The organism is Fusibacter sp. 3D3, from assembly GCF_001748365.1.
Lineage (GTDB): Bacteria > Bacillota > Clostridia > Peptostreptococcales > Acidaminobacteraceae > Fusibacter_A.
Map to the genome: position 1 here is coordinate 25,652 of NZ_BDHH01000001.1, position 26,771 is coordinate 52,422.

General features: G+C 37.4%; 20 protein-coding genes. 2 read left to right on the forward strand and 18 right to left on the reverse strand.

Features of this window, described 5'->3' with window-relative positions; all coding sequences use genetic code 11:
* Nucleotide 1 precedes the first annotated feature (1 nt).
* The 15 genes from F3D3_RS00205 to F3D3_RS00275 all read right to left on the reverse strand — a co-directional run bounded on the left by F3D3_RS00205 (nt 2) and on the right by F3D3_RS00275 (nt 21,020).
* On the reverse strand, nt 2-2,110 hold the full coding sequence (locus F3D3_RS00205) for an N-acetylmuramoyl-L-alanine amidase (protein WP_175438250.1): 2,109 nt from the start codon (nt 2,108-2,110) through the stop codon (nt 2-4).
* A 55-nt stretch (nt 2,111-2,165) separates the two neighbouring features.
* The gene (locus tag F3D3_RS00210; protein WP_069870048.1) at nt 2,166-3,167 is read right to left on the reverse strand and encodes an AIR synthase family protein; all 1,002 of its coding nucleotides are present in this window, start codon (nt 3,165-3,167) and stop codon (nt 2,166-2,168) included.
* Nucleotides 3,168-3,376: 209 nt separating this feature from the next.
* Nucleotides 3,377-5,014 (reverse strand): peptide ABC transporter substrate-binding protein, encoded by a 1,638-nt coding sequence (locus F3D3_RS00215; protein ID WP_242877052.1) that lies wholly within the window; start codon nt 5,012-5,014, stop codon nt 3,377-3,379.
* Nucleotides 5,015-5,331: 317 nt separating this feature from the next.
* The gene (locus tag F3D3_RS00220) at nt 5,332-6,321 is read right to left on the reverse strand and encodes an ABC transporter ATP-binding protein (protein ID WP_069870050.1); all 990 of its coding nucleotides are present in this window, start codon (nt 6,319-6,321) and stop codon (nt 5,332-5,334) included.
* Nucleotides 6,321-7,340: an ABC transporter ATP-binding protein gene (locus F3D3_RS00225; RefSeq protein WP_069870052.1), complete on the reverse strand. Its 1,020-nt coding sequence runs from the start codon at nt 7,338-7,340 to the stop codon at nt 6,321-6,323. The genes F3D3_RS00220 and F3D3_RS00225 overlap by 1 nt, the downstream gene beginning before the upstream one ends.
* Before the next feature lie 14 nt (nt 7,341-7,354).
* Nucleotides 7,355-8,542, reverse strand: coding sequence for an ABC transporter permease subunit (locus tag F3D3_RS00230; RefSeq protein ID WP_069870055.1), 1,188 nt, complete (start codon nt 8,540-8,542; stop codon nt 7,355-7,357).
* 12 nt (nt 8,543-8,554) lie between these two features.
* Entirely contained in the window at nt 8,555-9,535 is a 981-nt protein-coding gene (locus F3D3_RS00235) for an ABC transporter permease (RefSeq protein WP_306455902.1), read from the reverse strand.
* Between the two features lie 534 nt (nt 9,536-10,069).
* A complete protein-coding gene (gene ligA / locus F3D3_RS00240) occupies nt 10,070-12,079 on the reverse strand; it encodes an NAD-dependent DNA ligase LigA (RefSeq protein WP_069870057.1) in 2,010 nt (669 codons plus the stop codon).
* 49 nt (nt 12,080-12,128) lie between these two features.
* Nucleotides 12,129-14,363, reverse strand: a complete 2,235-nt coding sequence (pcrA, locus tag F3D3_RS00245; RefSeq protein ID WP_069870058.1) for a DNA helicase PcrA — start codon at nt 14,361-14,363, stop codon at nt 12,129-12,131.
* Between the two features lie 83 nt (nt 14,364-14,446).
* The gene (locus tag F3D3_RS00250) at nt 14,447-14,905 is read right to left on the reverse strand and encodes a YaaR family protein (protein WP_069870060.1); all 459 of its coding nucleotides are present in this window, start codon (nt 14,903-14,905) and stop codon (nt 14,447-14,449) included.
* A gap of 231 nt (nt 14,906-15,136) precedes the next feature.
* On the reverse strand, nt 15,137-15,862 hold the full coding sequence (locus F3D3_RS00255) for a tyrosine-protein phosphatase (RefSeq protein ID WP_069870062.1): 726 nt from the start codon (nt 15,860-15,862) through the stop codon (nt 15,137-15,139).
* Nucleotides 15,863-15,904: 42 nt separating this feature from the next.
* On the reverse strand, nt 15,905-17,611 hold the full coding sequence (locus F3D3_RS00260; RefSeq protein ID WP_069870064.1) for an ABC transporter ATP-binding protein: 1,707 nt from the start codon (nt 17,609-17,611) through the stop codon (nt 15,905-15,907).
* The gene (locus F3D3_RS00265; RefSeq protein ID WP_069870066.1) at nt 17,611-19,341 is read right to left on the reverse strand and encodes an ABC transporter ATP-binding protein; all 1,731 of its coding nucleotides are present in this window, start codon (nt 19,339-19,341) and stop codon (nt 17,611-17,613) included. The genes F3D3_RS00260 and F3D3_RS00265 overlap by 1 nt, the downstream gene beginning before the upstream one ends.
* Nucleotides 19,342-19,365: 24 nt before the next feature.
* Complete coding sequence (locus F3D3_RS00270; protein ID WP_374700054.1) at nt 19,366-20,034, reverse strand: radical SAM protein; 669 nt, start codon at nt 20,032-20,034, stop codon at nt 19,366-19,368.
* 65 nt (nt 20,035-20,099) lie between these two features.
* On the reverse strand, nt 20,100-21,020 hold the full coding sequence (locus tag F3D3_RS00275) for an IS66 family transposase (RefSeq protein ID WP_069870070.1): 921 nt from the start codon (nt 21,018-21,020) through the stop codon (nt 20,100-20,102).
* Nucleotides 21,021-21,163: 143 nt separating this feature from the next.
* On the opposite strand from F3D3_RS00275, the gene F3D3_RS00280 reads away from it, so the two are divergent.
* Nucleotides 21,164-22,771, forward strand: coding sequence for an IS1634 family transposase (locus tag F3D3_RS00280; RefSeq protein WP_069870072.1), 1,608 nt, complete (start codon nt 21,164-21,166; stop codon nt 22,769-22,771).
* Here F3D3_RS00280 and F3D3_RS25075 read toward each other — a convergent pair.
* A complete protein-coding gene (locus F3D3_RS25075; protein ID WP_069870075.1) occupies nt 22,738-23,334 on the reverse strand; it encodes a DUF6444 domain-containing protein in 597 nt (198 codons plus the stop codon). The two genes, F3D3_RS00280 and F3D3_RS25075, sit on opposite strands and share 34 nt — an antisense overlap.
* A 272-nt stretch (nt 23,335-23,606) precedes the next feature.
* Here F3D3_RS25075 and F3D3_RS00290 point away from each other — a divergent pair, with 272 nt between their 5' ends.
* Entirely contained in the window at nt 23,607-24,104 is a 498-nt protein-coding gene (locus F3D3_RS00290; RefSeq protein ID WP_069870076.1) for a hypothetical protein, read from the forward strand.
* 152 nt (nt 24,105-24,256) lie between these two features.
* Here F3D3_RS00290 and F3D3_RS00295 read toward each other — a convergent pair whose 3' ends face one another.
* Both F3D3_RS00295 and F3D3_RS00300 read right to left on the reverse strand, forming a co-directional pair.
* A complete protein-coding gene (locus tag F3D3_RS00295; RefSeq protein ID WP_069870078.1) occupies nt 24,257-24,511 on the reverse strand; it encodes a hypothetical protein in 255 nt (84 codons plus the stop codon).
* Nucleotides 24,508-26,754, reverse strand: coding sequence for a hypothetical protein (locus F3D3_RS00300; protein WP_069870080.1), 2,247 nt, complete (start codon nt 26,752-26,754; stop codon nt 24,508-24,510). Before F3D3_RS00300 ends, F3D3_RS00295 begins: the two co-directional genes overlap by 4 nt.
* Between the last annotated feature and the right edge of the window lie 17 nt (nt 26,755-26,771).

Genomic DNA, 26,771 nt, shown 5'->3' on the forward strand with positions numbered 1-26,771 from the left:
CCTATTTTATAAACTGCTTAATACCCTCCACAATCGCTTTTGCCGCTTTTTCGAGATATGCTGTGGTCATCATTTTATCTTGCTCTTCTGGATTACTGATAAACCCGAGTTCACATAACACCGATGGCATTTTTGTCTCTCTGATCACAACTAAGTTTGGTCGCTTAACAATGCCTCTGTTTTTAGCCCCAAGCGTAGAAACCAATTGTTTTTGAATGAGGTCTGCAAGCCCCTTTCCACCGCTCATACTATCAGATGCATAGAGCACTTCCACACCTGATGCCGTCGAATTTGTTGTTGCATTGATGTGAATACTCACAAATAAATCTGCATTTAAATCATTGGCAATGTCTGCACGGTCATATAATCCAATGTACTCATCCGTCGATCGCGTTAAATATACTTTAAAACCAAGTGATTTTAATTGATTTTCAAGTAAAAGGGTTGCCTTGAGGGCTAAATCTTTTTCCTTGGCCTGCGTTCCAGTTGCGCCCGAATCATGACCACCGTGGCCTGCGTCAAGTACAATCAACATATCTTTATAAATTGAATTTTGAATCGCTGTATTCGAAAAGGCAAAAGAAATTTTACCATCCACTGTATTTTGCTGATAAGTCGTATTTGGAGATAGCGTGATATCCATTTGGTATTGATCCCCAGATACCTTCATTTCTATCGCTTCCAAAAGTTGATCTCTAACAGGGTATTCAAATGCCGATAAGTCCGAAAGTGCCTTTGGAATTTCCACTCTGAGGACGCGGGTTTCTTTATTATAGGCAATATCGTAGTTGCCCGCTTTAAGCAACCTTACATCCAGAGTAGATCTAGAATTGTTAAGTTTTACGTAATCAAAATTATTAAGTGGATTTTGGCTGACGAACACTAATATCTGAGTCCCGTCGTTCTCCACATAAATATCATCATGAGTGACCTTTTCATTGAGTTCAATAATGACCCTTGACACTTTATCCTCAGAAGTATAAAAATCCGAATCCGTATACTTGCTGGTGTCTAGCTGGCTATATCCCAAAGAGGCAATTTTGCCTTGATCGACAGGAACCACTTGCATTTGTCCCGCGTTGATCTTCATATAACTGTTGATGACATCTACCATAATTTGATTGCCAACAACATTGATATTGTAAATAGGGTCTTCACTGGTATCGATCACCACCGTATCTGTTGAATAAATTTTATCTACAGATACATTATTAACCGTATTGACAAGTTGAATCACCATCTCACCTGTCTTTTCGTCAAAGAAGATATTATGCCCTTTCTTTTGATCCAAATACACCACTACCCTTGTGGTTGGTGGATTAGAAGATTGACTGCTGATCTCTACTTTGTCGATCCCAAAGATGCCATCTGTCACACGATAGGTGCCAATGCCATCTTTCAACAATGATTTGTCTTTTAAATCAAACTTGGTGTTTTGAAGGTCAATGATGATTTTATCTTGCGCCCCAACATCCGCTCCTGAAATATTAAAGCTCGTTGCAACCACTTCACCCGTTACTTTCATTCTAATTTCAGGGAATTGTTTCATATAATCTAGATTAATGTCCGTCAAAGTCTGAACAGGTCTGTTAATTGCCACTGTTCTGGTCCCTGCAATCCAACTTACATCTAGCCCTAATTGTGAACTTATAAAATTAACAGGAACGTAAGTCTTTGTCTTGCCTTCGTACTGAAGCAATATGGGCGGAATACCATCTGGTAATTTCGTTTGTTTGCCATTTACAGTGGCATTGGCATTCCCAATCTGCATAACAATGGTTTTTTCAGCACTTACAATTGTGACTTCCTGCGTCTCTTGCTTCCAAGAAATCTGAGCACCTAGTTTCTCTGTAATAAAGCTAATGGGCACTATGGTTCTTGAACTTCCATTCTTCTCGTATACAATCGCGGGCACGTCTGTGATGACATCTTCACCAGCGAACATGATATTTACAGGATAATAAGACCCCGATGTCCCAGAAATCGGATCCACCAACTCCACTTGATCCGATTCAAAATATTTGTTGGCAAACGTAAGCGGCATCATACTGCCTAAGATGGCTACAACCAACATTAAAACACTCATTTTTTTTAATTTTAAATTTCTCATTATTTTCATTCGCATATCAACCCTCGTCTTCTGTCACAATTTTTGTAGTCTACCATTAAACTACAGCATAAAGTTCATCCCCTACAGGGGGTTCTATTACATCGCATATTGCTTCATCAGCTTCCTCACCAAATATCAATAAGCGATCGGTTGCCGCTGTTAGTATACCAATTTTAGAATAGGGTATTTCCGCCTCTATCATTGCCTGTTCAAAGGCAGGCGCAATTTCCTTGTTAATACTCATGAGCATAGACCCGCTAGAAATCAATTTTAACGGGTTTATGTTGAAAAACGCACAAATCTTTTGAGTGACCTCATGGATTGTAAATTTGTCATTATAAATCTTACAGCCCAATTTACTCGCTTCACACATTTCATATACAGCACCTAAAATGCCACCCTCTGTGACATCGTGCATTGCAGATACCTTTAGTTGTTTCCCAATCTCGCCTTCTCTCATCACACTGATCTGTTCTATAAAGGACTGCGCCAGTTGGATTTCATGTTTCGTTAGAACCTCTTTAAGAGTCGTTTCTTTTTCTCGCGCGATTATTGCAGCACCTTCTAATCCCACCGTCTTTGTCATATACAAATATTCACCCGAATTTGCACCGCTTGTCATAATGAGTTCCTCCGCCTTTGTACGTCCGAATGCTGTTACTGAAACAACGATTCGATTGACCGCATTCGTGATTTCAGTGTGACCACCTATAATTTCTATATTCATCGCATTAGCCGTTTTATTGGCATCTGCTACAATCTTTTGTATATCCTCCAGAGCCGTTCCCTCAGGACAAAGTAGTGTGAGTAACAATGCCACAGGCTCCGCACCACTGGATGCAATATCATTGACACTCACATGAACTGCAAGTTTACCGAGTTCCTCTGTGGCACCAGTAATCGGATCAGTCGTCACGACACAGGCATATTCTCCAAACTGAATTGCCGCACAATCCTCACCCACTCCAGGTCTAATTAATATGTCAGACCTTTTGGGTTTAATTTCATCTATTATAAAATGCTTTAAATCCTCATTTGTCAATTTCCCAATACTCATTATATACACCTCATTTTTTTGTCCTATTGCACTATGATAACCCCTATATTATATCACACTGGTTGCTAATGACGAATGAATGTCATGAATTTATAATACATTTTCAATCGAATTTCAGATGCAACCCTTTTGATATGCTGGACGCACTAAAAAAGAGTGCCTCAAAATGAATTGAGACACTCTTAATTTTAAATCATGATTTATTTGGATTACTCCGTAATTTCAGCAAATCCGAAGAACCAAGTCGATCTTGTTGTCATTTCCCATCCAACCACTTTTTCTTTTACCATCAAGGTATTTGTATAAGTGTAAACAGGGATATTTACATATTGCTCTTCCATTAAAGAAGCCGCTTTGTATAACATTTCAAATCTTTCTTGACCTGGAGCTGTTCTAGCAGATTCGATTAAAGCATCATATTCAGGACTTTTCCAACGTGGGTAGTTCATTGGTGATTCCGATAAGAACATACCAAGGTATGTCATTGGGTCAGAATAGTCGCCTAACCATCCAGCTCTGGCGATTTCGTAGTTACCTTCACGTCTTGTATCTTGGAATACAGCCCATTCTTGGTTTGTCAATGTGATGTCTATGTTTAAGTTTTGTTTCCACATCTCTTGAATAGCTTCTGCGATTTGCTTATGGCCTTCAGAAGTATTGTACATAAGTTCTACTTTTGGGAAACCTTCGCCATTAGGATAGCCAGCTTCAGCTAACAAGGCTTGAGCTTCTTCGATTTGAGCTGTTTCAGCTAAACCAAATCCGCCTAATTTTTCACTGAACAAGTTACCATCTGCATCATAAGAAGCAGGCGATACCATGTTTAAAGCAGGTACTTGACCGCCTTTAGTTACGGTTTCGCAGATTGCTTTTCTATCAATTGCAAGCGATAACGCTTTTCTCACATTGATATTATCCATAGGTACTTTTTCAGTATTTAAAGAATAGTAGTAAGTACCATCTTGAGGTAAGATATAGAACGTTGGATCTTCAGCAATTAATCTTGGGATCTCTTCTGTTGGAGGTGTTAAAAGCGCATCAATTGATCCACTTTCGTAAGCTGTCAAGTAAGTTGACGCCTCAACGATCATAAGAGCTTCGATTCTTTCAAGTTTCACTTTATCTGCTTGCCAGTAGTTCGGGTTTTTAACAAGAACTAATCTGTCTCCACCAATATAAGATTCAAGCATAAAAGGACCATTTACGATTGAAGCTGCTGGATCAATCGCCCACGCACCATCAGCACCTTTAGCTACTGCATCTTCTCTTACTGGGAAGAATGTGTAGAATGCTGTTAAACCTAAGAAATAAGGTGTTGGTGCTTTTAAAGTAACTTCAAAAGTTTTTTCATCGATTGCTTTGAATGAATCTACGTTTGCTTCGTCAAAGATCCAAGCGTATTCCGATGCTGTTTCTTCAGCTAAAACTCTGTTCCAAGACCACTCAAAATTTTGAGCTGTAATGGCTTGACCATCAGACCATTTTGCATCTCTTAATTTAAAGGTGTAAACCAAACCGTCTTCGCTCATAGTATAGCTTTCTGCTATAGCGGGTTCTAATTTACCGTTAATTTCTCTCATTAAACCTTCAAACATGTTATTGATAACATGTCCGCCGTCTGAAGCAGCATTTAAACCTGGGTCAATGGTTTTAGGTTCTCCACTGATATTCCAGTATAACACTTGCTCTACTTCAGCCGCTGGTGTTGCTGCTGGTTCTGCTGCTGGTGTAGCGTCTGTTGGTGTTGCTGCTGGTTCTGTTGGTTCTGCTGGCTTAGAGCCACAACCGATAAACATGCTTGCAACTAACATCACAACTAACAATAAAGCTAAATTTCTTTTAAACAAAATAATCCCCTCCAATGTCTTTTTGAGTTTTGCATAAGATAGGCGCCTTCTATAGCACGTCTTTATGATGCTCTGAGCAAATTCTCTCTGAGCATCTCCTCTCATACAATTTCTTAAAACTGTTAACATTCTATATAAACGTGCTTGGACTTAGCTCTAAGCAACATTTATACCACTTTTGTCTTTGTTACACATTTTTAATCCTATCGTTAACTTTTTTTAACATAACCATATTATAATATATATTTTTAGATTTTTCAAACTAAAAAACAGTTTGAACACAGTAAAAATTTTGTTAATTATTAAACAACTTCCATTTAAACTTTTTCATCCATTAAATGACAGGCCACAAAGTGTTCTGGCGACACTTCTTTGAGTTCTGGTTCAATCTCCTTACACTTATCAAAAGCATAAATACAACGCGTTCTAAATCTACAACCAGAAGGCGGATTGATCGGACTTGGCACATCGCCTTCGAGAATAATCCGTTGTTTCGCTCTTGTCACTTCTGGATCTGGGATCGGAATCGCCGATAATAAGGCTTGAGTATAAGGATGAAGCGGTTTTTCATAGAGTTCATTACTGCCTGCGATCTCTGCCATTTTTCCGAGGTACATAACGCCGATACGGTCAGAAATATGCTTAACCATGGAAAGGTCATGCGCAATGAAGAGATAAGTCAACCCAAATTCTGTCTGTAAGTCTTCAAGCATATTCACAACTTGAGCTTGAATTGAAACATCCAGCGCCGAAATAGGCTCATCACAGATGATAAAATCTGGATTTACAGCAAGTGCTCTGGCAATACCAATACGCTGTCTCTGTCCACCTGAAAATTCATGTGGATATCGACTCGCATGCATTTTACTAAGGCCTACGCGCTCAAGCAGTTCAAAAATTTTTTCTTGTCTATTATCCCCAGAAGCCAATCCGTGTATATCCAGTGGCTCGCCAATGATATCCGAAACCGTCATTCTCGTATTCAATGAAGCGTATGGATCTTGAAAGATCATTTGAATTCTCTTTCTAAAAGGCTTAAGTTCATGTTCGCTCATTTGACCAATTTCAGCACCATCGAAGATGACCTCGCCATCAGTGACATCATAAAGCCTGATGATGGTTCTACCCGTTGTGGATTTGCCACAGCCGGACTCACCTACCAAGCCAAGTGTTTCGCCTTTGTAGATTTTAAAACTGATATCATCAACCGCTTTGACATATTTGATATTTCTGCGAATAATGCCTTTATCTACTTTAAAATATTTTTTGAGGTTTTTGACCTCCAATAAGACTTCTCTTTCAGCCATTATTTGCCACCTCTCTTTACGCCACCAGTGGTTTCAACCGTTGGTGCCTCTGGATCTAATAACCAACATGCTGCACGGTGCCCCTCATTTGTCGTATAGAATTTTGGCAATTCTTTGATGCACACTTGCATTGCATATGGACATCTTGTGGCAAAAGGGCATCCTGTCGGTGGATTTAATAAATCTGGTGGTGTCCCAGGAATCGGAATCAATCGATGCTTTTCATTGAGATCTAGTCTTGGTATAGATTTGATGAGTCCCATGGTGTATGGATGACTTGGATTATAGAATACATCTTCAGCTGAGCCTTCTTCCATGATTAACCCACCGTACATAACAACAATTCGGCTACAAACATCCGCAACAACGCCTAAATCATGTGTGATTAAAATAATTGCGGTGTTCACTTTATCTTTCAGTTCTTTTAAAAGTTCTAAAATTTGTGCTTGGATCGTAACGTCAAGTGCCGTTGTAGGTTCATCTGCGATGAGTAGGTCTGGTTGGCACGAAAGTGCAATGGCAATCATTGCTCTCTGTCTCATGCCACCTGAAAATTCATGCGGAAAGTTATCTACCCTTTGATCAGGTGATGGAATGCCAACCAACGTAAGCATTTCTATCGCTTTTGCTCTCGCATCCGTTTTAGATAACCCTTGATGTTTGATTACAGCTTCCATAATTTGGTTTCCGATAGTGTAAACTGGATTAAGGGAAGTCATCGGATCTTGGAAAATCATTGCGATTTGATCGCCTCGAATCGCCATCATTTCTTTATTGGATTTAGGGACTATATCTTCCCCTTTGAAGATAATTTGTCCAGATTTAACTTTACCAGGATGTTGTAGCAATTTCATGACAGAAAGTGAGGTCACTGATTTTCCACTCCCTGACTCTCCAACGATGCCTAATGCTTCGCCTCTATTCAGGTGAAAACTCACCCCTCTGATCGCCTGTACTTCACCTAAATGCGTATAGAAAGAAGTATACAGGTCTTTTACGTCTAATAATTTTTCACTCATTGTAAGACTCCTTCCTATTTACGTAATCTCGGGTCAAGGGCATCTCTTAAGCCATCGCCTAAGAAGTTAAACGCAAGGACTGTTAAAGAGATAAATAACGATGGATACATTAATTGATAGGCATAAGATCTCAATCCAGGAACTGCATCATTTGCAAGTGTTCCCCAAGAAGCCATCGGTGCATTGACACCAAGACCGATAAAGCTTAGGAATGCCTCCGTAAAGATTGCACTTGGAATCATCATAGCAAGCGAAACGATAATTGGACCAAGCGCATTTGGAATAAGGTGTCTCACCATGATTCTCCAAGTACTCGCACCAATGGTTCTCGCTGCAAGCACGAATTCTTGCTCTTTAATACTGAGCACCTGTCCACGAACGATACGCGCCATATTGACCCAATAAACTGAACCCAGTGCGATACAAATGGTTTTAAGCCCCGGACCAATTACGACCATCAACATGATGACATATAGCAACAGCGGTACTGTGGAAATAATATCGACAATCCGCATCATGACGTTGTCTACTTTACCACCAATGTAGCCTGAAATACCACCGTATAAAACGCCGATGAAGAATTGGACCATGGTTGCAATAAAGGCAATGAGGAGTGAAATCCTTGCGCCATATACCAATCTTGCAAATAAATCTCTGCCGAGTCCGTCAGTGCCAAATCTGTAGACGCCGTTGCCGATTTTGCTCGTTGGCACGGTGTAGACTTTGTCATCTACAAGCAGTTGAAATTTAATGGCATTTGGATCGTTTGACTTTTTCGCTTTTGCTGCGAAACTGTAATCTACAGTGATATTTTTGCCCTCTAGCGTATAATGGTTTTGCTTTTTCAGCATATCTTTATTGGCTGTGGGCAATTCTAGCTTTTCGATGATTTTACCATTATCTTTAATTTGATAAAGCGTATATTCTTTATGAACATATAAAGTGATCCCATCACCAACATCAAACACTTCTAACTTAGGTGGTAAATTGGACATATCCAACTTTTGATCTGAATAACGCCAATCTGTAAAAGCATTTCCAAAACCTGCATATAAAATCAATAAAAGAATAACGCCAAGGCCTAACATCGATAAGACATTCTTTTTCAGACGTCTCCACGCATCTTGCCAGTAGGTCAAACTAGGGCGAATGCTTTCTTTCATGGTTTCTTGTTTTGAGAGTTTATCCCATTTATTCGACATTGCTGTTCCCTCCTAATCGCCTAATTTTATTCTTGGATCGATAATACCATATGCAATATCCACGATGAAGATCATAACGATTGCAAATGCTGCATAGAATATAGTGGTGCCCATGATCATCGTATAATCACGATTACCAACACTTTCTACGAAGAGTTTACCCATCCCAGGAATAGCAAATATCTTCTCAATAACAAATGAACCTGTTAAAATCGCTGCAATAGTAGGGCCCATGTAAGTGATAACAGGAATGAGAGAATTTTTAAGTGCATGCTTGAAAATAACTCTGAATTCGGATAGGCCTTTTGCTCTCGCAGTTCTGATATAATCTTGTTGCATCACTTCTAGAAGACTTGATCTCGAAAGTCTCGCTACAAAAGATAGTGAAAATCCAGCAAGTGCCAAGCATGGTCCGATATAGGCCGTTGGTTCTCCAAGACCATAAGCGGGTACCCACCCCAGTTTCTCGGCGAATACATAAATAAATATGGTGCCCACTACAAAGTTTGGCACAGCTACCCCCAAAGTCGCCAGTATCGTCACGATATAATCGGGGACTTTATTCTGATACAGAGCAGATATAATACCTGCCGGTACCCCAAACAGGATAACGAGTAAAGAAGCAACACCACCTATTTTGGCAGATATCGGAAAACCCTCTTTAATTTTATCGAATACAAAAATACCTGGTCTTGCAAATGATGGACCAAAGTCTAACACAACCACGCCTTGAAGATAGTCCACATACTGCTTCCACAAAGGATCATTTAGATGATATTTTTCGTTTAATGCCTCGAGTACTTTTTCAGGTAATGCTTTCTCTCTTGAGAATGGCCCCCCTGGAATCGAATGCATCAAGAAGAATGTGATTGTAATTACGAACCACAATGTAACAACCATAGATATTAATCTTCTTATAATGTATTTGCCCAAACCCTTACACTCCTTTCGAATTTTCAAAAAAAAATCACATGTTTTAAAATACAATGCCACCCTCTTCGCCAATCTTACTAATCCCATCTACTTTGACACGTTTTTTTTATTCAATTGCATTTTAAGTTGAATAAATAATAATAATTGCAGTTATCTGAGTAAAAAATGTCATCTCATTAGAATAGAAAAATATGAACAGTGTGTGAATAGAAAAGTATTTCTGTAATGTGTTTGTAATAATGATACCCTATATCGCTCTATTTTTCAATGTTTCTACGCATTTTCAAGTGTGAATATATTGTAACAAATCTGCCATACAAGTTTACATCTAGGGGATAGGACATTTAACATCCCATAAAAATTAATTTATACATTATTCAAATAAATGAATCTCAAGACAATGTCATTATTCATTTTCGAAAGATATTAATTTAATTTAATTTGCTGATTTCTTTTCCGAAATAAATACGATTAAAAAAAACCTCAGCACCATTCAAAAAAAACAAAATGCTTCACCTATGAGATCGGCTACAGATTGTTCTTTTTTTGAATGACGATGAGGTTCAATTAAGGGTTCAAATTAGGACTATTGCTCTATAATGCCTTTAAAATAGCATCAAATTCTGTTTCTGAGATGATTCTTATCCCCAGAGATTTGGCTTTTTCTGCTTTCGATCCTGCATTTTCTCCAGCGACGACAATATCGGTTTTTTTAGAAACGCTACCACTCGCTTTACCACCTTGAGATTCAATGATGCCTTTGATTTCATCTCTCGTGTATTTTTGCATCGTTCCGGTGACCACCACTGTCTTTCCTGCGAAGACACCTTCTTGATCTATTCTCTGCTCACTTTTCAGATCGACACCAAGTGCTCTCAATCGCTCGATTTGATTTCTAAATTCAGAATTCGAGAGTGTACTGAGCAAACTATTCGCCATTTTATCTCCAAAATCACTAATATGGGTAAGCGTCTCAAAATCTGCTTTAAGCAGTTCTTCTAGTGAACCAAAGTATTGAGCAAGTGATTTTGCCGCCTTTTCTCCAATTAGGGGAATCCCAAGACCATGAATTAAGCGATAAAGATCATTTTGTTTACTCTGTTCGATTGCTGCCAACATATTTTCAACGGATTTTTCGCCAAGGCGTTCGATTGCCACAAGTGCCGCTCTCTTCTGATCTAGGCAATAGATATCTGGAATGGTTTCAATCAAATCATTTTCAATGAGCAGATCGATGACAGACTCGCCCACACCGTCAATGTTCATAGCACTTCTTGAAACAAAATGTGTCAATTTGCGTTTAATTTTAGCTGGGCATTCCGCATTGGGACATCTCACCGCAGATTCGCCCTCGATCTGAATCACAGCGGTTTCACAAATCGGACATTGAGATGGAAATGCGTATGCCTTTGTATCATCAGGGCGTCGATCTAGCTTAACACTGACGACTGCGGGTATGACGTCACCCGCCTTTTGGATGTAAACCGTATCGCCTACTCGGATATCTTTCTCAGCAATATACGCTTTGTTGTGAAGTGTCGCTCTGCTGATCACAGAGCCCGCCACTTTTACGGGGTTGAATTCAGCAAGAGGCGTTAACACACCCGTTCGGCCAACTTGGACTCTGATCTCGTTGATGACGGTTTCTGCAAGTTCTGCTGGGAATTTATAAGCGATTGCCCATTTGGGACTTTTCACAGTGACACCAAGGTGCCTTCTCTGTTCAAAGTCGTCTACCTTGACCACTAAACCATCAATTTCATAAGACAACTGATGCCGTTCATCAATCATTTTGTCACAATACTGAATGACGGATTCCATATCGTCGAACTTAACTGGGGTCACCATTTTAAAACCCATCGCTTTAAGCTGCTCAAAACTTTCAAAATGAGAAGCAAGAGCAAGGTTCTCACTGCTTGCGATCACCTCAAATACAAATATATCCAGAGGTCTTGCCGCTGCTATTTTGGAATCTAGTTGCCTAAGCGATCCCGCCGCCGCATTTCTCGGATTTGCAAACGCCTCTTTGCCCAAGAGCGTCTGAGTTTCATTTAATTTCTGAAACCCACTTTTAGGCATGAAAACTTCACCTCTTACTACAAGGTCAACGGGTAAATCCGAATTGAGTTTCATCGGTATAGATTTTATCGTTTTTATATTATGGGTAACCTCTTCACCTTCTATACCGTTCCCTCTGGTTGCCCCCGTCACCAACGTACTGTTGACATATTTGAGTGCAACGGTCAACCCGTCTATCTTGAATTCGACAACATAGGAAACTGGACCTGAAACTTCCTTCTTCACACGCTTATCAAACGCTCTCAAATCTTCTGCATTAAAAGCATTGTCAAGACTGAGCAAAGGCGTGTCATGTATGATTTTAGTAAATCCCGCGAGGACTTCACCCCCTACACGCTTGGTCGGCGATAATGGCGAATCCAATTCTGGATATTCTGCTTCAAGTGCTTTAAGGGACTTCATAAGCACATCATATTCGCCATCCGTTATTTCAGGCTTATCTAGAACATAATAATTGTAATTGTGTTGCTCCAACTGTTTTCTCAAAGATTCAATTTCTCTTTGGATTTCTGAATGCTCTCTCATAAAAAATGCCTCAATTCATTTCCTTATTCTACTTTTCAGTTCGCTTTTTTTAATCCACTTTTCTAATAGGTGCTAGGCCAGAGTGAATTTTCTTGATGCCACAACTGTCAAATGCAATGGTAAGTGTCTCACCATCAGAACCCACAGTTATGACAAGACCCATGCCGAATATTTTATGGTTGACTTTCGCACCCGCAAAATAGGTCGAAGATTTGCTTTCACTTACAACGGGCTTTTCCGCACTTGACACACCAGAAGTTTTTCCAAAAAAACTCTGCTTGCTCTTTTGGACATTTTGACTAAAATAATTGTCTTTTTTGGGTTTTAGAGGGGTATCAAAAATGGGCATCTCGTTTTGCTCAGAGAGATTTTCAAGTATGCTTTGATCCATTTCGCTTAAAAAAGGACTGGGTTGTCTGGGTTCAAATCGACCATACTGATTTCGATTTCTGGCATGTGTCACGAATAAGCGCTCTTCAGCCCTCGTAATCCCCACATAACAAAGGCGTCTTTCTTCTTCAAGTTCTTCTGGATCGTCCATTGCTCTAAAAGAGGGAAATAAATTATCTTCAAGACCGACTAAAAAGACCACGGGAAACTCTAGACCTTTTGAAGCGTGCAAAGTCATCAACAAAACGCCATCTTCTTGTTCTTCGATGTTGTCTTGGTCACTCCTGAGCGATGTCTCGGCTAGAAAATCTCTTAAATTTGGGGATTCACTCCGTTTTTCGAACTCTTCTATGACGGTTTTAAATTCGTAAATATTGTCGATTCTCGCATCTGCTTCGATGCTTCTTTCACGTTCATAGAGCGAAATGATATCGAGTTTTTCTAAAAGCTCATCGAAAATTTGTGACACAAGTGCCGAATCAAGTTTGGCTTTTAGACTCGCTATAATCTCATAAAATTCCACTAAGCCCTTTTGCGCCTTGGCGCCAATGCCTTCAATTTGAGATAAGTGTGGTATACATTCAAGCAAAGAAAGTGTTCTATCCGCCTGAAACTCTTGTATCTTTTCGATGGTTTTGCCACCAATGCTGCGTTTGGGTTCATTGATGACCCTTACAAAACTCACATCATCACTCGGGTTGACGATGAGTTTCATATAAGCCAGCAAGTCCTTAATCTCTTTACGTTCATAGAACTTTAACCCGCCAATCACTTTATAGGACATGCCACTCAGGATCAATTGATCCTCAAAAGAGCGAGACTGTGCATTGGTTCTGTAGAGAATCGCAAAATCAGAGAGTTTATATTCTTTTTCTCTTACAAAGGTTCTAATGCGTTCGATGATGAATTTCGCTTCATCTTTCTCATCATAACCTCTAAAGTAGCCTACTTTTTCACCTGCATCCTGGTCTGTCCAAAGTGATTTATCTCTCCGGTTTGGATTTTTCACGATGACACTGTTCGCAAGGTCGAGTATATTTTTCTTCGATCTGTAATTCTGTTCAAGTTTAAAGATTTGTGCCCCAGGAAAGTCTTCTTCGAATTCTCTAATATTTCTAATATCAGCACCACGCCATTTGTAAATCGACTGATCCGCATCTCCCACGACAAAGAGATTTCTATTTTTGGCCGCAAGGTATTGAATCAACGTATACTGAGCTCTATTCGTATCTTGGTACTCATCCACATGAATGTACTTAAATTTATTTTGATAATAATTGAGCACATCTTGATTTTGCTTGAATAATTCGATTGTTTTCAGCATTAAATCATCGAAGTCCATCGCTTGATTTTGTTTGAGTTTCGCTTGATATAAATAATAGAGCTTAATAAAACCCTTTTCTCTATAATCACTTGCATTTTGCATGTCATAGAGCTCTGGTGTAAGCATATCATTTTTTGCAGCCGATATTTTAAATTGACTGGTCTTAAGTGGTGTCTGTTTATCATCAATATTAAGTTCCTTATAGCACACTTTTAAAAGCGCCTTTTGATCTTGCGTATCATAAATAACAAAATCACTTGTATAACCAATTCGCTCTGAATCTCGTCTGAGAATCCTAACACAGATTGAGTGAAAGGTGCCAACCCACATTTGAGAAGTCACTGGTCCTATAAGTGATCCAATTCTTGTTTTCATTTCACTTGCCGCTTTATTGGTAAAGGTTATGGCCATAATCCCTGATGGAAAAATGTCATGATTCTCTATTAAATTTGCAATCCGATGTGTCAGAACCCTTGTCTTTCCAGAACCAGCGCCCGCCACAACCAGTATGGGCCCATCCACGACCTCAACGGCTTTCCGCTGCACATCATTTAAGGTGCTTAAATCCATTTGTTACCTCCCTTGTTTCCTTTAGATTAGAAACCGTTCACAAGTGACTGCCTTAATTTCCAATCCTCATTTCGTAATTATGGTTATATGATTAAATTAATGAGCAGTCCCTGTATTTCACCCACTTTTTTTAATATGTTGATTTCTTTGTGTTCTCTCTTTAAGATCAAATCTGTAAGTTCTGTCAATTTAGCATCTACTTCGACTACGGTTCTCATGACTTTATTTCTACCCGTTCTTGAAAAGCCTCTTCTTTCCCTGATTTCAAAACCCTTATGGACGGTTTCCTCAATAAAATCTTTAATCATCTTTTTGTATTCAAATAAAGTCTCCACAGTCCTGTTTTCCACAAGGGCTTGGCCTTTGCGATCAATTTCATCAAGGGCTTTCTGAAGGGCTTCTTTTTGTCTGTCATAATCTTTATGGGCTAAAATTTCTGTGAAGCTGATTCTATTTACTGCATCAACAGACGTATTGTCCATTTTCTTCGATGCGCTGCTACTTGTCGATTTAGATGTTTTTGATGGTTTGCTTACTTTCATATGATCCTCACACTCTCTATAGTCTCATATATTATACAGGATTCTCAGCATAAACAAAAGGCTGTCCTTTAAAATGCAGTGAATAGATTGAAATGTAATTTTTCAACATACATCCACTATTCTTTATTTCTTAATAACCATAAAAAGTAAAGAGCAGGAATCTGTAAATCCCCGCCCCAACTATATACTTAGAACTCTATATGCCGATTGACAAAACAAATCTCATTCAAACTATATAAGCTTTCTTCTTAACCGTTGAACATCACTCTCATTAATTCCAATACTCTTAAGATAACTCAACACGTTCTTATAATGATTGTCAATATAATCTATCAATCCAAGCAAATCATTAGCATCAATATTAAAGTAATATTCAGGCATATTTGTATCTCTTTTCACTTCCATTGTATTCACAATTTTAGTTAGCCTTTCTTTACTATATATAAAGTCCTCTAATATTAACTCATTACTGACATCTAACAGTTTTAGAATCAGCATTGTAATTATGCCTGTTCTGTCTTTACCTGATGAACAATGATGAATAATTGTTCTGTATTTTTCATCTGCAAGGATTTTGAATATCTTTCTGATTGCAACACGATTATGGTCAATCATCCATATATACAATTTAACTTTAGTATCTGGAAAATCATCATTGAGTCCGTTTAAATAGATATCATGATAATAATCTTTCATAGGGATCGCATAGTAGTCAATGCCTTCATAACCAATAAAAGAATTTGGATCAAATTCCATTTCAGCCTTAGTCCTTATATCAATAATACAATCTACATTAAGATTTTTCACTGTTTCAAACCCTTTTTTTGTTATCCCACTTAACGAAGCTGATCTAATGAATTTTCTTTTAGAAAGAACATTATCATCCTTATTCATAACACCGCCAATATCACGAGTATTATAAGTCCCTTCTATTTCAATATCTTCATACGCTCTCAAAAAATCTATTCCCCTTCTCATCCCTCGACTTATCTGTAGACATTAACTGATTTCATCAATCATTCTTTTGTAAATATCATTAGTTCTATACAACTCGTGATGTTTTCCTTGTGCTATACATTCGCCATCGTGCATTACAATAATCTGATCTGCATTTAATATTGTAGACAGCCTATGAGCTATATAAATTGTGGTTTTATCCAGTCTATATTGATCAATCGTTTCGATTATTTTGGCTTCATTCTCAATATCTAGTGCCGACGTAGACTCATCAAACACCAAGAGTTCCGGTTTATGAAGCATTGCTCTTGTAATTGCAAGCCTTTGCCGTTGTCCACTTGAAATAGTTGAACCATTATCGCCTAATATTGTTTCAAACCCATTGGGTAAATTATCAATATAATCTAATATTCTCATATCTTGACTGATTGCTACGACATCTTGTATAGGAATATTAATATTGCCTAAGACGATATTATCATATATTGAATCTGGATAAATATGAGGTTCCTGAGCTACATATCTAACAACTGATATAAAGTCACTCTCTGAATAATTCTCTATCGCATTTCCATTTATCATAATTTCACCACTGCACGGATTCAGTAATCTAACAAGCAGTTTTGCAACTGTTGATTTACCACTCCCACTTTCTCCAATTATAGCAATTTTCTCTCTTCCCTTTAATTTGAAGCTCAAATTTTTAAGAGTGTCCTGTTCCGATCCACTATATCTGAAGTTGACATTTTTTAGAACAATATTCTCTATATTTTCTAGCGTGTAATGTCCATAGCCTTCTTGCTCTTCACCATGGATTTCATTCAATATTTCACTAGATGCATTGGCTGATCCTAATTTTACGATCGAATCATACACTGATTGTAGACTTGCCAGCAATAAACTCGTATATTGGTACAGTATAACAAATCCGCCTATGGATACACTTCCATCTATTATTCCAAATGCACCTATTGATAATATGATTAAACTTAAACTCCATTTTAAAGGTAATCCAACTAACATGGCGTTATTTATCACCTTACATTCTTTCATACTTGCTCTATAATAATTCTCAAATTTAATATCTATTAGATTTTTGATCCAAATACTTTTATTGAATGCAATTATTTCTTTAGTTCCTGATACACTCTCTTCAATAGAAGAGAGTAATTTATTATGTGATTCTCTGACTTGTCTCGACTCGTTTTTAATTGCACTTGAAAATTTAATCGAGATCCCGACATATACCATCGAAACCACTAAAGCCGTGATTAATGCCATAGGGCTGATTATGTACATAGCAACAGCGACAAATAGTATGCCCACAACACCTTCCACAAGAAAAGGTATGCCCGTATATGCCACACTAGATGAAACTTTCTCTATGTCATAATTTAGTATATTTGTGTATTCGCCAATTTTACGCATTTCATATCGCTCCTTTGGGAGCCGTAAAATATGCGTTAAAGTTTCTTTAACTAAGTTTTCATTCAATTCAAATGCTGCTTTATTACAAAACATAGAAAATCCAAAAAATAATAGACACGGTAAAAGCCAGACAAATGCTAATTCTATCATTATTGAAAAAAATAGGGCCTCTTGCTGGCCGACAAACAATACATCTATGGCCTTCTTTTGCACCCACTCTAAATATACTTTGCTGAAACTATCGAGGATAATTAATAATAAGCCTAGGATGTAATAAGCCTTTCCTTTTTTTAAAAATCTCATGCTCCAGGCAAGACTCATCAAACCACCCCCTCTTTAATCCACTGATAGAATTCACTTTTTTTTTCAATAAGTTCTTCGTATTTACTAGTTTCTACTATTTTCCCATTTTTAAGAAAAATAATTCTATCAGAATACCTAGCTGTTGATATTTTATGTGTTATCGTTAAAACTGTTTTTCCCTTTATATAATTTTTCAAAGATTTTAAAACATGTTTCTCAATAATATTATCAAGTGCAGATGTTGGCTCATCCATGAATATCACTTTAGGATTGTGTGCTATCATTCTGGCGATCGATAATCTTTGCTTTTGACCTCCTGAAAACGATATGCCATCTTTGCCTAAAATAGTGTCGTAACCATCTGAAAGTTTACTAATTTCATCATGAATATGCGCAACTTTACAAGCTTCTATTATGTCATCCATTTCAATTTTAAGATTTCCCATTCTTATATTTTCTTTAATTGATGTATTGAACATATAGGTATCGGAAAACACCACACCAACTATATTTCTAAATTCTTCTGGTGGTATATTAGAGACACACTCACCATCAAGCATCACTTTACCGCCGTAAGGCTCATAAAATGCTAAAGCAAGCGCAAACAGCGTCGACTTTCCGCTACCACTTGAACCAACAATAGCTATTTGTTCACCGGCTTCAATTTTCATACTAAACTTATTGAATATCGAGTTATTACCGTCATATCCAAAATCAACATCCTTAAATTCAATTTCACCAGATCGTAATTGATTTCTATTATCTGTGTACTTGTGATCTTTTTCAAGTTTAAGATAATCATATATCCTTTCAGCATGCTTGGATACATTTACCAAATCATTCATTCTACCCACTGCTATAACTGCATATCGATACAATATGATGAAGTAAAAGCTGTTCGCTACAAATGAGCCCAGAGTCATGCTTCCCTTCAGCAATGCAAAATAACAAACTACATAAAATAAAATATTAGCAAGTGCTCCAAAAACAATATTTGTTCCAATTGATAAAAATCTCCAAAACAGAAATGAAAGTTTGTATTTTTTATAAATTTTGAATTTATCAATAGTGCCACCAACGGACCAAATTCTATGACCATTTGTTTTAATATCATCGAATGCATGTAAAGTATCATAGACTTTTTGGTCAAAGTCATATTTTGATTTAGCTTGTTCTTCTAAATATTTAAGTATTTGCTTATTTATGGATGGTCTTATTGCAGAATATAATGCAAAGCAAATCATCACAATTATTATGAGCCTAAAATCTGACTTTAATAGCATTACAACGCAAATAGATATGATCACAACCACTTTCAGCAAGAAAGGCGCAATTTCGCCATAAGTACGTGTCGTTGCTTGGATATCTGTCGTAAACATAGAAAGAGTTCTCCCCACCGAGTTATCGGTGAAATATGCCACACCCAATTTGTAGTTCTGTTCTATCATCTCCTGAATAAGAACACTCGTAACGCTTTCTTTTATAATGCGTTCATATTTATTTTGTAAAAAGGTGGCTATCACAATCAAAACAACAAAAATGGACAAAAATATAATACAGCGAAAAAGTAGTTCCACATTTTTATCGGGAATCACATTATCAATTATAATGTTGATGAATTTTGGAATCACCAATTCGCTGACCGTTAAAAAGCACGTGACAAAAAAAAGTACTATAGATGTGACTTTAAACAATTTAAAATGATTAAATTGCCACCTTATTACTGATAATAATTTAGTCTTACTCATTTAAAATTCACATCCCTTCGCCTTTTACAATTCAACTGCTAAAGAAAGACCTGCATTTTCGATAACATTTTTTGCATAATCAAACTTCACTATATTTCTTTTCGAATTATATATCGGATAGGATTCTCGAAATACAGCCGGTGTCATATTGATTGTAATAACATTTGCACCTGCATTGAAAGCATCCAATTGTCCATTTTCTTTTAATAGCTCAAATGCACTTACGGATGGTATTAACGCAGATTCCAACTCTAGCCTCATTATTGCTAAATAATTAAGTACATTATTGATCTCGGCATTGTAAACACCCTCTAGCACAGATTGGGAAGGCACAATAAAAGGGGAAACACTCGCAAGATTACACTCGAGTTTTTTCATTAGCACAAGATCTTTATACAAATCCTCCTCTGACTGACCTGGAAGTCCATAAATATTTCCACTTCCAATATCATAGCCTACTTTCCTCAAGGTATTTAGGTGTTCTAATCTTGTGTTTATACTCTCACCATTTTTCATAGTTCTATAATTCTGTTTATTACTTGTCTCAAATTTCATGATATACTTGTTCGCACCAAGATCATAAAATTGTTGATAGTCCGTTCGCGAACGATACCCCATGCATAAAATTATGTTCTTTATCTCTTTTTGTTTGGCATATTTAATGATTTCGTAACTATTCAGTCGTCTAACCAAATATAATATTTTTCGACTGATTTGCTAATGCAGATTTAATCGCAGAATAAGCATGAATACCTCGCTTACTCGCAGTCCCTATATAAGAACATTATTGTTGCAAAAGTATCTGCTCCAGTCTTAGTTCTGAAACATCCAGCTACCTTTTGTTTTACTTTTATCATACGTATATCTTGTTCAGCTAAATTATTTGTAAATGGAATGCTGAAGTCATCTACAAATAGGCAGACTTCACCCTTGTATTCAACAAAGCGATTGATGAGTGCGCCTATCTTTCCTTGTTTAGGTCGACCGCGTTTTCCTGACTTTGATTTTATAGGATTTTGAATGATCGCTTTTTCAAAAATACGATCATATTTTTCRGAAAAATAATTTAGACAATCATCACTCAAGCTAATTTTAGCTCTTGAAATTGCAATGTCTTTAGCCTTCTTCATCTGAAGAAGCAGTTCAATTGCTTCCAAAGCCCACAATTGGCATGGATTATTTTCAAGAATTCCCGTTAGCTCGCGGATCAAATGCGCATTACACATTGCATGYGAAGCATCTGTGTATTTGAAGTAAGACTTCCAAAAATCATGTATTGCTATACCAGAAAAGTTAGGYAGAACACCACTGGAGTCCATACCAATAGTACCTCGTTTCTCTTCAACTGATAAATACGTGAACGATTCATTTGAAGCACCGTGAACCCAGTGTAATTCTTGGTTAACACGTAATCCAGTTTCGTCAAAGTGAACGTGAGGCAAATCGCAAATAGTCTGGCGTATTATCTCGACAGTATCCTTTAATTTCAGACCACACTCTTTAACCATTGAAAAGATAGTACCCGTACTGATTGGAATACCAAAAACTGCACTTAAAATGTCATGAGTACGTTTAACCCCCATCATGCCTGATGTGTTAAGTGCAATAACGAGTGCTTCTAAATTATCTCCGTACTGCATAGTGCTTTTTACATTACTAGGAAAGGTACCCGAAATCACACGATTACTTTTAACCTAGGTTCCCTAAATGTATAACGATAAAACACGAATAAAATCTAGTAAAATAAATGGTTTAAGCCATTTTTGTCTTGATATTTACCTCGTTATATATTATAATATATAACGAGGGCGGTGATTACGTTATGGGGATTATATATCAAACAAACAAGAAAACTGGCATAACATATGCCTATCAAAATGAATCGTATTGGGACAAGGAAAAACAACAGTCAAGAGCAAACAGAAAGCTTTTAGGCAAGGTAGATTCTGCATCTGGTACAATCATTCCTACTCGTGCCTACAAAAAGATGAGTCAATCAGTTGAATCGTCATCTGTTAAACCTGGGCCTGTTGCAATGACAAAGTATCAACGCTCTTTTTTTGGCGCTACTTATCTGTTTGACCAGATTGGAAAATCTCTCGGGATTACAACCGATCTCAAAAGTTGCTTTCCTAATGATTATAAAAAGATTCAATCCATTGCTTATTATCTTATACTAGAAGAAAATAACTCCATGAGTCGTTTTTCTCATTGGCAAAAACTCCACATACATCCATATGGTGAGGATATAGTTTCTCAGCGCAGCAGCGAATTATTTCAATCTATCAATGAAGAAAATAGAATGCGTTTTTTCGAGAAGCAAGGAAAACGACGTATTGAAAAGGAATACTGGGCTTTTGACACTACTTCAATATCTAGCTATTCTGAAACGCTCAGTCAAGTGAAGAAAGGACGAAACAARGAACATGATCGATTGCCCCAAATCAATCTTGCGCTATTGTTTGGTGAAGAATCTGGCTTGCCATTTTACTACCGAAAGCTGGCTGGTAACATCACAGATGTTAAAACTATCAAGCAATTGATGAGCGAATTTGATGTCATGGGATACAAAAAAGTTCGCATCGTTTTAGATAGAGGTTTCTATAGCAAGAAAAATGTTGACTTGCTCTACAAAAACCATCAAAAATTTCTTGTTGGTGTTAAACTTGGACTGAATTATATAAAAAGCGTTCTTGAAGAAGAACGTGCAAATTTGAGGCTTTGGTCAAATCTTAAAACCCAATTTGGTACTTATGGCATATGTCGTCAAATCGACTGGGACTATGAACAAGAACGTCCTTATAAGGGAGATACCATTAAGGATACCCGTCGTGCTTATCTATTGCTTTTCTATAATCCAGAAAAGGCAGCAAAAGATCAGTCTGATATGAATGATTATCTCACTCGTCTCTATAACGATCTGATAGATGGAACGCGCAAGGATTATTGCGGCAGGGATTATGACAAGTATTTCACCGTAACAGAAACGCCAAAACGAGGACGAAAGGTTGTTCCAAAAGAAGAAGCCATGAGAGAAGCCGCTAACAACTATGGTTACTTTGCATTACTCTCCAATGAAGTCAATGACCCGTTTGAAGCACTATCCATTTACCGAAGCAAAGATATCGTAGAGAAAGGGTTTGGCAACCTGAAAGAAAGACTAAATTTTAGAAGAATGCAGGTTTCATCCGAATTATCTTTAAATGGCAAGCTTTTTGTTGGATTTATAGCCCTTATTTATCTTTCCTATGTAAAAAAGAAAATGCAGGATGCAGGACTTTTTGATAAGTGGACACTTCAAGGCTTATTAGATGAACTCGATGTAATTGAACTGTTTGAGGCACCCACGCATGGTAGAGTCTTAGGTGAAGTTACTGAAAAACAGACGGAACTCTATCATGCATTAGGAGTTGAACCACCCTCGTTATAAATTTCGGGAATGTAGGTTTTAATTGGACATTCATAGGATAAAACCTGATGGGCAGTCACTTTAGTTTCAACGCAAATATCTACATCATATTTGGTTTCGGAAACGCCACATACTTTGCAAAAACCAAATCTGGGACATCCCTCACATTGGTCAGAGTGATATTGTATTGTTTCATCTGGTTCTTTCATAAGTTTAAAACCATTCCCTTGGTGCCCTTTCTGACCACCAGGTGATTTAACAGAAGGTTTTCTTAAACTCTTTGGCTTAGGCTTGTTAAGACCATCACTTGAAGGTGGTTTAGAGCTGTTGTTACTATTTTTATTCAACCGTTCTTGTTGAACTTTAATTTTTTCTTTAAGTTTATCATTAACAGTAGCTTGTTCTGAAATCGTTTCGCTTTGAGCGTTAAGTTTTTCAGTTTGAGCATTTAGCTTTTCAGTTTGCGATTTAATCATTTTACTTTGAGCCGCCACTGTAGTCGTGAGAGTGCTAATAATTGATGTTAAATCATCAATTTTCTCAATGAGCTCTTTAATTGTTTTAGAATGTAGATTTTCACTCATTTTCACGACTTTCCTTTCTGTTTTATCTACTATAATTATACCATTAATCAGCAGATAAATACAGTGTTTTCAATGGATTGAAGCCATTTTTTTATTAATAACGAATTGGGGTTCACAGTGTTATCAGTGTTGTTTTTTCTAGTTGTGATGTGACTTATTATGATGATTTTTACTTGATATTAGATCATGTGACTGAATAGTTACCAAAAATTTTTGACTTTGTCACCACTTATTTTTGCACGGAAACATTTAAGTATAAGTATACCGGTGTTGTGATTGCTGGATACGGTACAGGGAGTACATTTCCTGAGTTAACGTCTCTTGAACTGGAAGGCAGTATTAATGGCTTTATTAAATACCGAATCATTGAAAGAATTGCCATCAATAATTCAAGAAGTTTTGCCGCTGTCCCATTCGCTCAAAGCGATGCGATACTTTCAGTTTTCAATGGCGTCAGTCCCAAGTATCGGGAACGACTAGGCGATATTGTTGAAAGTGCAAATACTCACAACAGCTCTTCCTCCTTTTTATTTCGAAACACCTTACTCAATGATATTGATACATTTTCTATAAATGAGTATCGCAACCCTATACTTGAGCATGGTTCAAGTTTTCGACTTCACGAACTAGTAGAAATCAGTGAATTCTTATTAAAATTCGCTTGTTTCAGAAGCAAATACAGTAATTCTGATGAGCTTAGTACGGTATCTGAACCTATTAAGATTGCTTCGATTACTAAATTCTCTGGTGTCAAATGGGAAGTTCTTTAAGTTCTATTTGCGTGTCCTTCGAGTAATTTTAATATTTCTTTTCATAAAAAATCCTCAAATACTTATACTTGATTTTACAATATCAATTATAAGTATTTGAGGATTTTTAATTTCACACTGCTAAAAAGACGATCATTCTTATTTATTAGATTCTATTGTTTTTTAATCTGCCCCTGCTCCTTCTCGAGCTTTTCGACGGTTGAACTGATCAAGCCAATAAGCGCATAGATCTGAGGCGGTATGTTATCTCTGAGATCGTTTTTGATCATATGTTTGAGCTTCCCAGGATCTTCTTCGATATGTTTACCTTCTGCCTGAGCTTCTTTTATAAGCGCTTCAGAGACAGATGTAAAATCATCCATTTTATAATTGCGTTCATACGAATTTAACGGCTTGAACTTATTCATATTTTAAAATCAAATCCTTTCTTTTCATCGTATCGATAAGGTTCACTTGGTGCGATTTCACCGGTTAAAGCAAATGGTTTTTCTGCTTTATAAGACTCAAAATTGGCGATGTTAACTTCATAACCAATCGCGTTAACCTCTTGTTCAAGACCACTAAACGCCTTTGAAAACGCTTCAACATGGTCATTCATTACCGTGATGGCTACCTTTTCATCTTTAATCTGAATCTTAATGCCCGTCTCTCCAAGATGTTTCAGCGTCATGCCAAAGTAGAGTTCAGAATTTTTATAATCCAAGGTTTCATTGTTATTATTGCCTGTCATATAAACTTTCATATTATTAATTTCAAGGTCATCTTCAAAGGGTAAATTGAAAAATTGAAAACGTTGTCCACCTTGTTGGTTCTGACCAGAATCATTCATCATCTGTTGACCTGTAAGGCTCATAAGAGTCTCTTCAATATTCCGGTTTGAACTGTCTTCTTTCATGAGCTTGAGCAGGATTTCTTTAATGTTCTCATTAATATGATCCATTTTGGTCGCATCTGGTTTCTTAGAAAGTGCCTCTGCCGTTTCAACCTCATGATTTAGACCAAGGCTTCTTAACACCTCTAGGATATCACGTGCTGAGCGGTCACCACTTAAATCTTTTTGGGTATCTAAAATTTTAGTCACTTCATCTTTTATAGTCGTTGATTTAGATTGAGCTCTTTCCTCTTGCGGTTTTAATATTTCAAGGGCTTCTTTGACGCGTTCAGTGGCAAAGCTTTGAATTTTTTTAGGATTCATATTAATTTGTATCTTTTGGATTTGTTCGTGTGTCTCTTTCAGAATGCTCATGGCTTTATCCATATCACCACTTGCAAGATACTTCTGAGCATTCGCAAGTTGTCCTGACATCACCAACAGCTTCTTTTCTGTAGGCATATCTGTATATAAAGAAACTTCACTTTTCATAATCGTTTTTTCGAGGAGGTTGATTGCCTTTTGCACAGATTCTTGTGTAGGTACTTGGGCAGGATTTGTTAAATCAATCAAATCGTTTTTCGTAGCTTCGAAAGCAGCCTGTAATGCGGTTGATTTTTCTGTGATGGTCTCAACAATAAAGGTTTTGACATCAAATGACTGTAAAATGTCTTGACTTGTTTGTGAAATTGCGCCGAGCATTTGTTCTAAGGCAGAAATGATTGTCGCTTCATCCAATTCGGGTGTATCAACCTGAGCACTTACATCTGATTCAGAGGCACCCACATCATTTTTAGAGTCTCTATCAACACCATCCGGTGCGCTTTCATCTGTGACCTTGGTATTGCCAGATTGCACTTGATCGCCAAGTACGCCTTTTAAGAACTCGCTAATGACATTTTTAACCAATTGATCTCCATTCACGATTGTAGCTAACGCGTTTGAAACATTTGAATCTTTATTATTTTCTAATCCTGATACAAGCTTCTTTAAGGCAGAAAGTAGAGCATCTTGATCTACTGTTTCGCTACTGCCGCCCTTTTCAGATGATGTAATGGCATCAATAAGATCCTGAATACGCACTGCATCATTTTGAAGATTCAAAGTTCCGCTGCTTAACGCCATAGCTTGATCTGGGTTTACACCAATCGCCAAAATTGATTTGATTTGCGTAGGTGTTAACGCCGCATCCTTCACAAGTAAAGTCATGGCATCTGATAAATCTTTTAGACCACCAGATTCCAAAACACCTTTAAGTGTGTCTCTATATTGTTCGGGAAGTGTGTCAATGATCTGTTTAGCCACTGCTTTAACAGCATCCTCGATACTTGCCCCCCCTTTTATAGCAGCTTTAAGCGCCTCTTTTAGATTCTCCGGAAGTTTTAAATGGTCAATGACATCGTCTAGGTTTTTACCCTCCGTGCCACCAGCTTCCTCGCTTTTAGGGATTAAAATTTCTATGTCCATATCTGGATTTTCCGTGAGCGCACTGTGAATCGTCTCTAAATGCTCTTCATCTATGTCAATCCCTTTATAAAGGGCGATTTCAACGGTATTAAGTTTATCACTCAATGGTCCATCTGTTTTCTTTACAAAATCATCAATCGTTTTGACTTCTTTCTCAGATAAATCCACTTGATATTTGGATGCCAATTGATTGACGCCCGGTGTTTTACTTTTAAAGCCTTCTAATACTTTTTCACTGGTATTTTGTTCTTTTGACTTCAAGTCATATTTGGGATCTGATTTCAGTGACTGTAAAAGTTGATTTATTTTCATGGGAGTCTCCTTTTAGC

Excerpts from the sequence above, each read along its gene's own strand:
- F3D3_RS00260 (WP_069870064.1), bottom strand. The coding sequence starts at position 17,611 with ATGAGTCTTGCCTGGAGCATGAGATTTTTAAAAAAAGGAAAGGCTTAT.
- F3D3_RS00225 (WP_069870052.1), bottom strand. The coding sequence starts at position 7,340 with ATGAGTGAAAAATTATTAGACGTAAAAGACCTGTATACTTCTTTCTAT.
- F3D3_RS00210 (WP_069870048.1), bottom strand. The coding sequence starts at position 3,167 with ATGAGTATTGGGAAATTGACAAATGAGGATTTAAAGCATTTTATAATA.
- F3D3_RS00250 (WP_069870060.1), bottom strand. The coding sequence starts at position 14,905 with ATGAAAGTAAGCAAACCATCAAAAACATCTAAATCGACAAGTAGCAGC.
- ligA (WP_069870057.1), bottom strand. The coding sequence starts at position 12,079 with ATGAGAGAGCATTCAGAAATCCAAAGAGAAATTGAATCTTTGAGAAAA.
- F3D3_RS00220 (WP_069870050.1), bottom strand. The coding sequence starts at position 6,321 with ATGGCTGAAAGAGAAGTCTTATTGGAGGTCAAAAACCTCAAAAAATAT.
- F3D3_RS00265 (WP_069870066.1), bottom strand. The coding sequence starts at position 19,341 with ATGAGTAAGACTAAATTATTATCAGTAATAAGGTGGCAATTTAATCAT.
- F3D3_RS00300 (WP_069870080.1), bottom strand. The coding sequence starts at position 26,754 with ATGAAAATAAATCAACTTTTACAGTCACTGAAATCAGATCCCAAATAT.
- F3D3_RS00295 (WP_069870078.1), bottom strand. The coding sequence starts at position 24,511 with ATGAATAAGTTCAAGCCGTTAAATTCGTATGAACGCAATTATAAAATG.
- F3D3_RS00205 (WP_175438250.1), bottom strand. The coding sequence starts at position 2,110 with ATGAGAAATTTAAAATTAAAAAAAATGAGTGTTTTAATGTTGGTTGTA.
- pcrA (WP_069870058.1), bottom strand. The coding sequence starts at position 14,363 with ATGGATTTAAGCACCTTAAATGATGTGCAGCGGAAAGCCGTTGAGGTC.
- F3D3_RS00230 (WP_069870055.1), bottom strand. The coding sequence starts at position 8,542 with ATGTCGAATAAATGGGATAAACTCTCAAAACAAGAAACCATGAAAGAA.
- F3D3_RS25075 (WP_069870075.1), bottom strand. The coding sequence starts at position 23,334 with ATGAGTGAAAATCTACATTCTAAAACAATTAAAGAGCTCATTGAGAAA.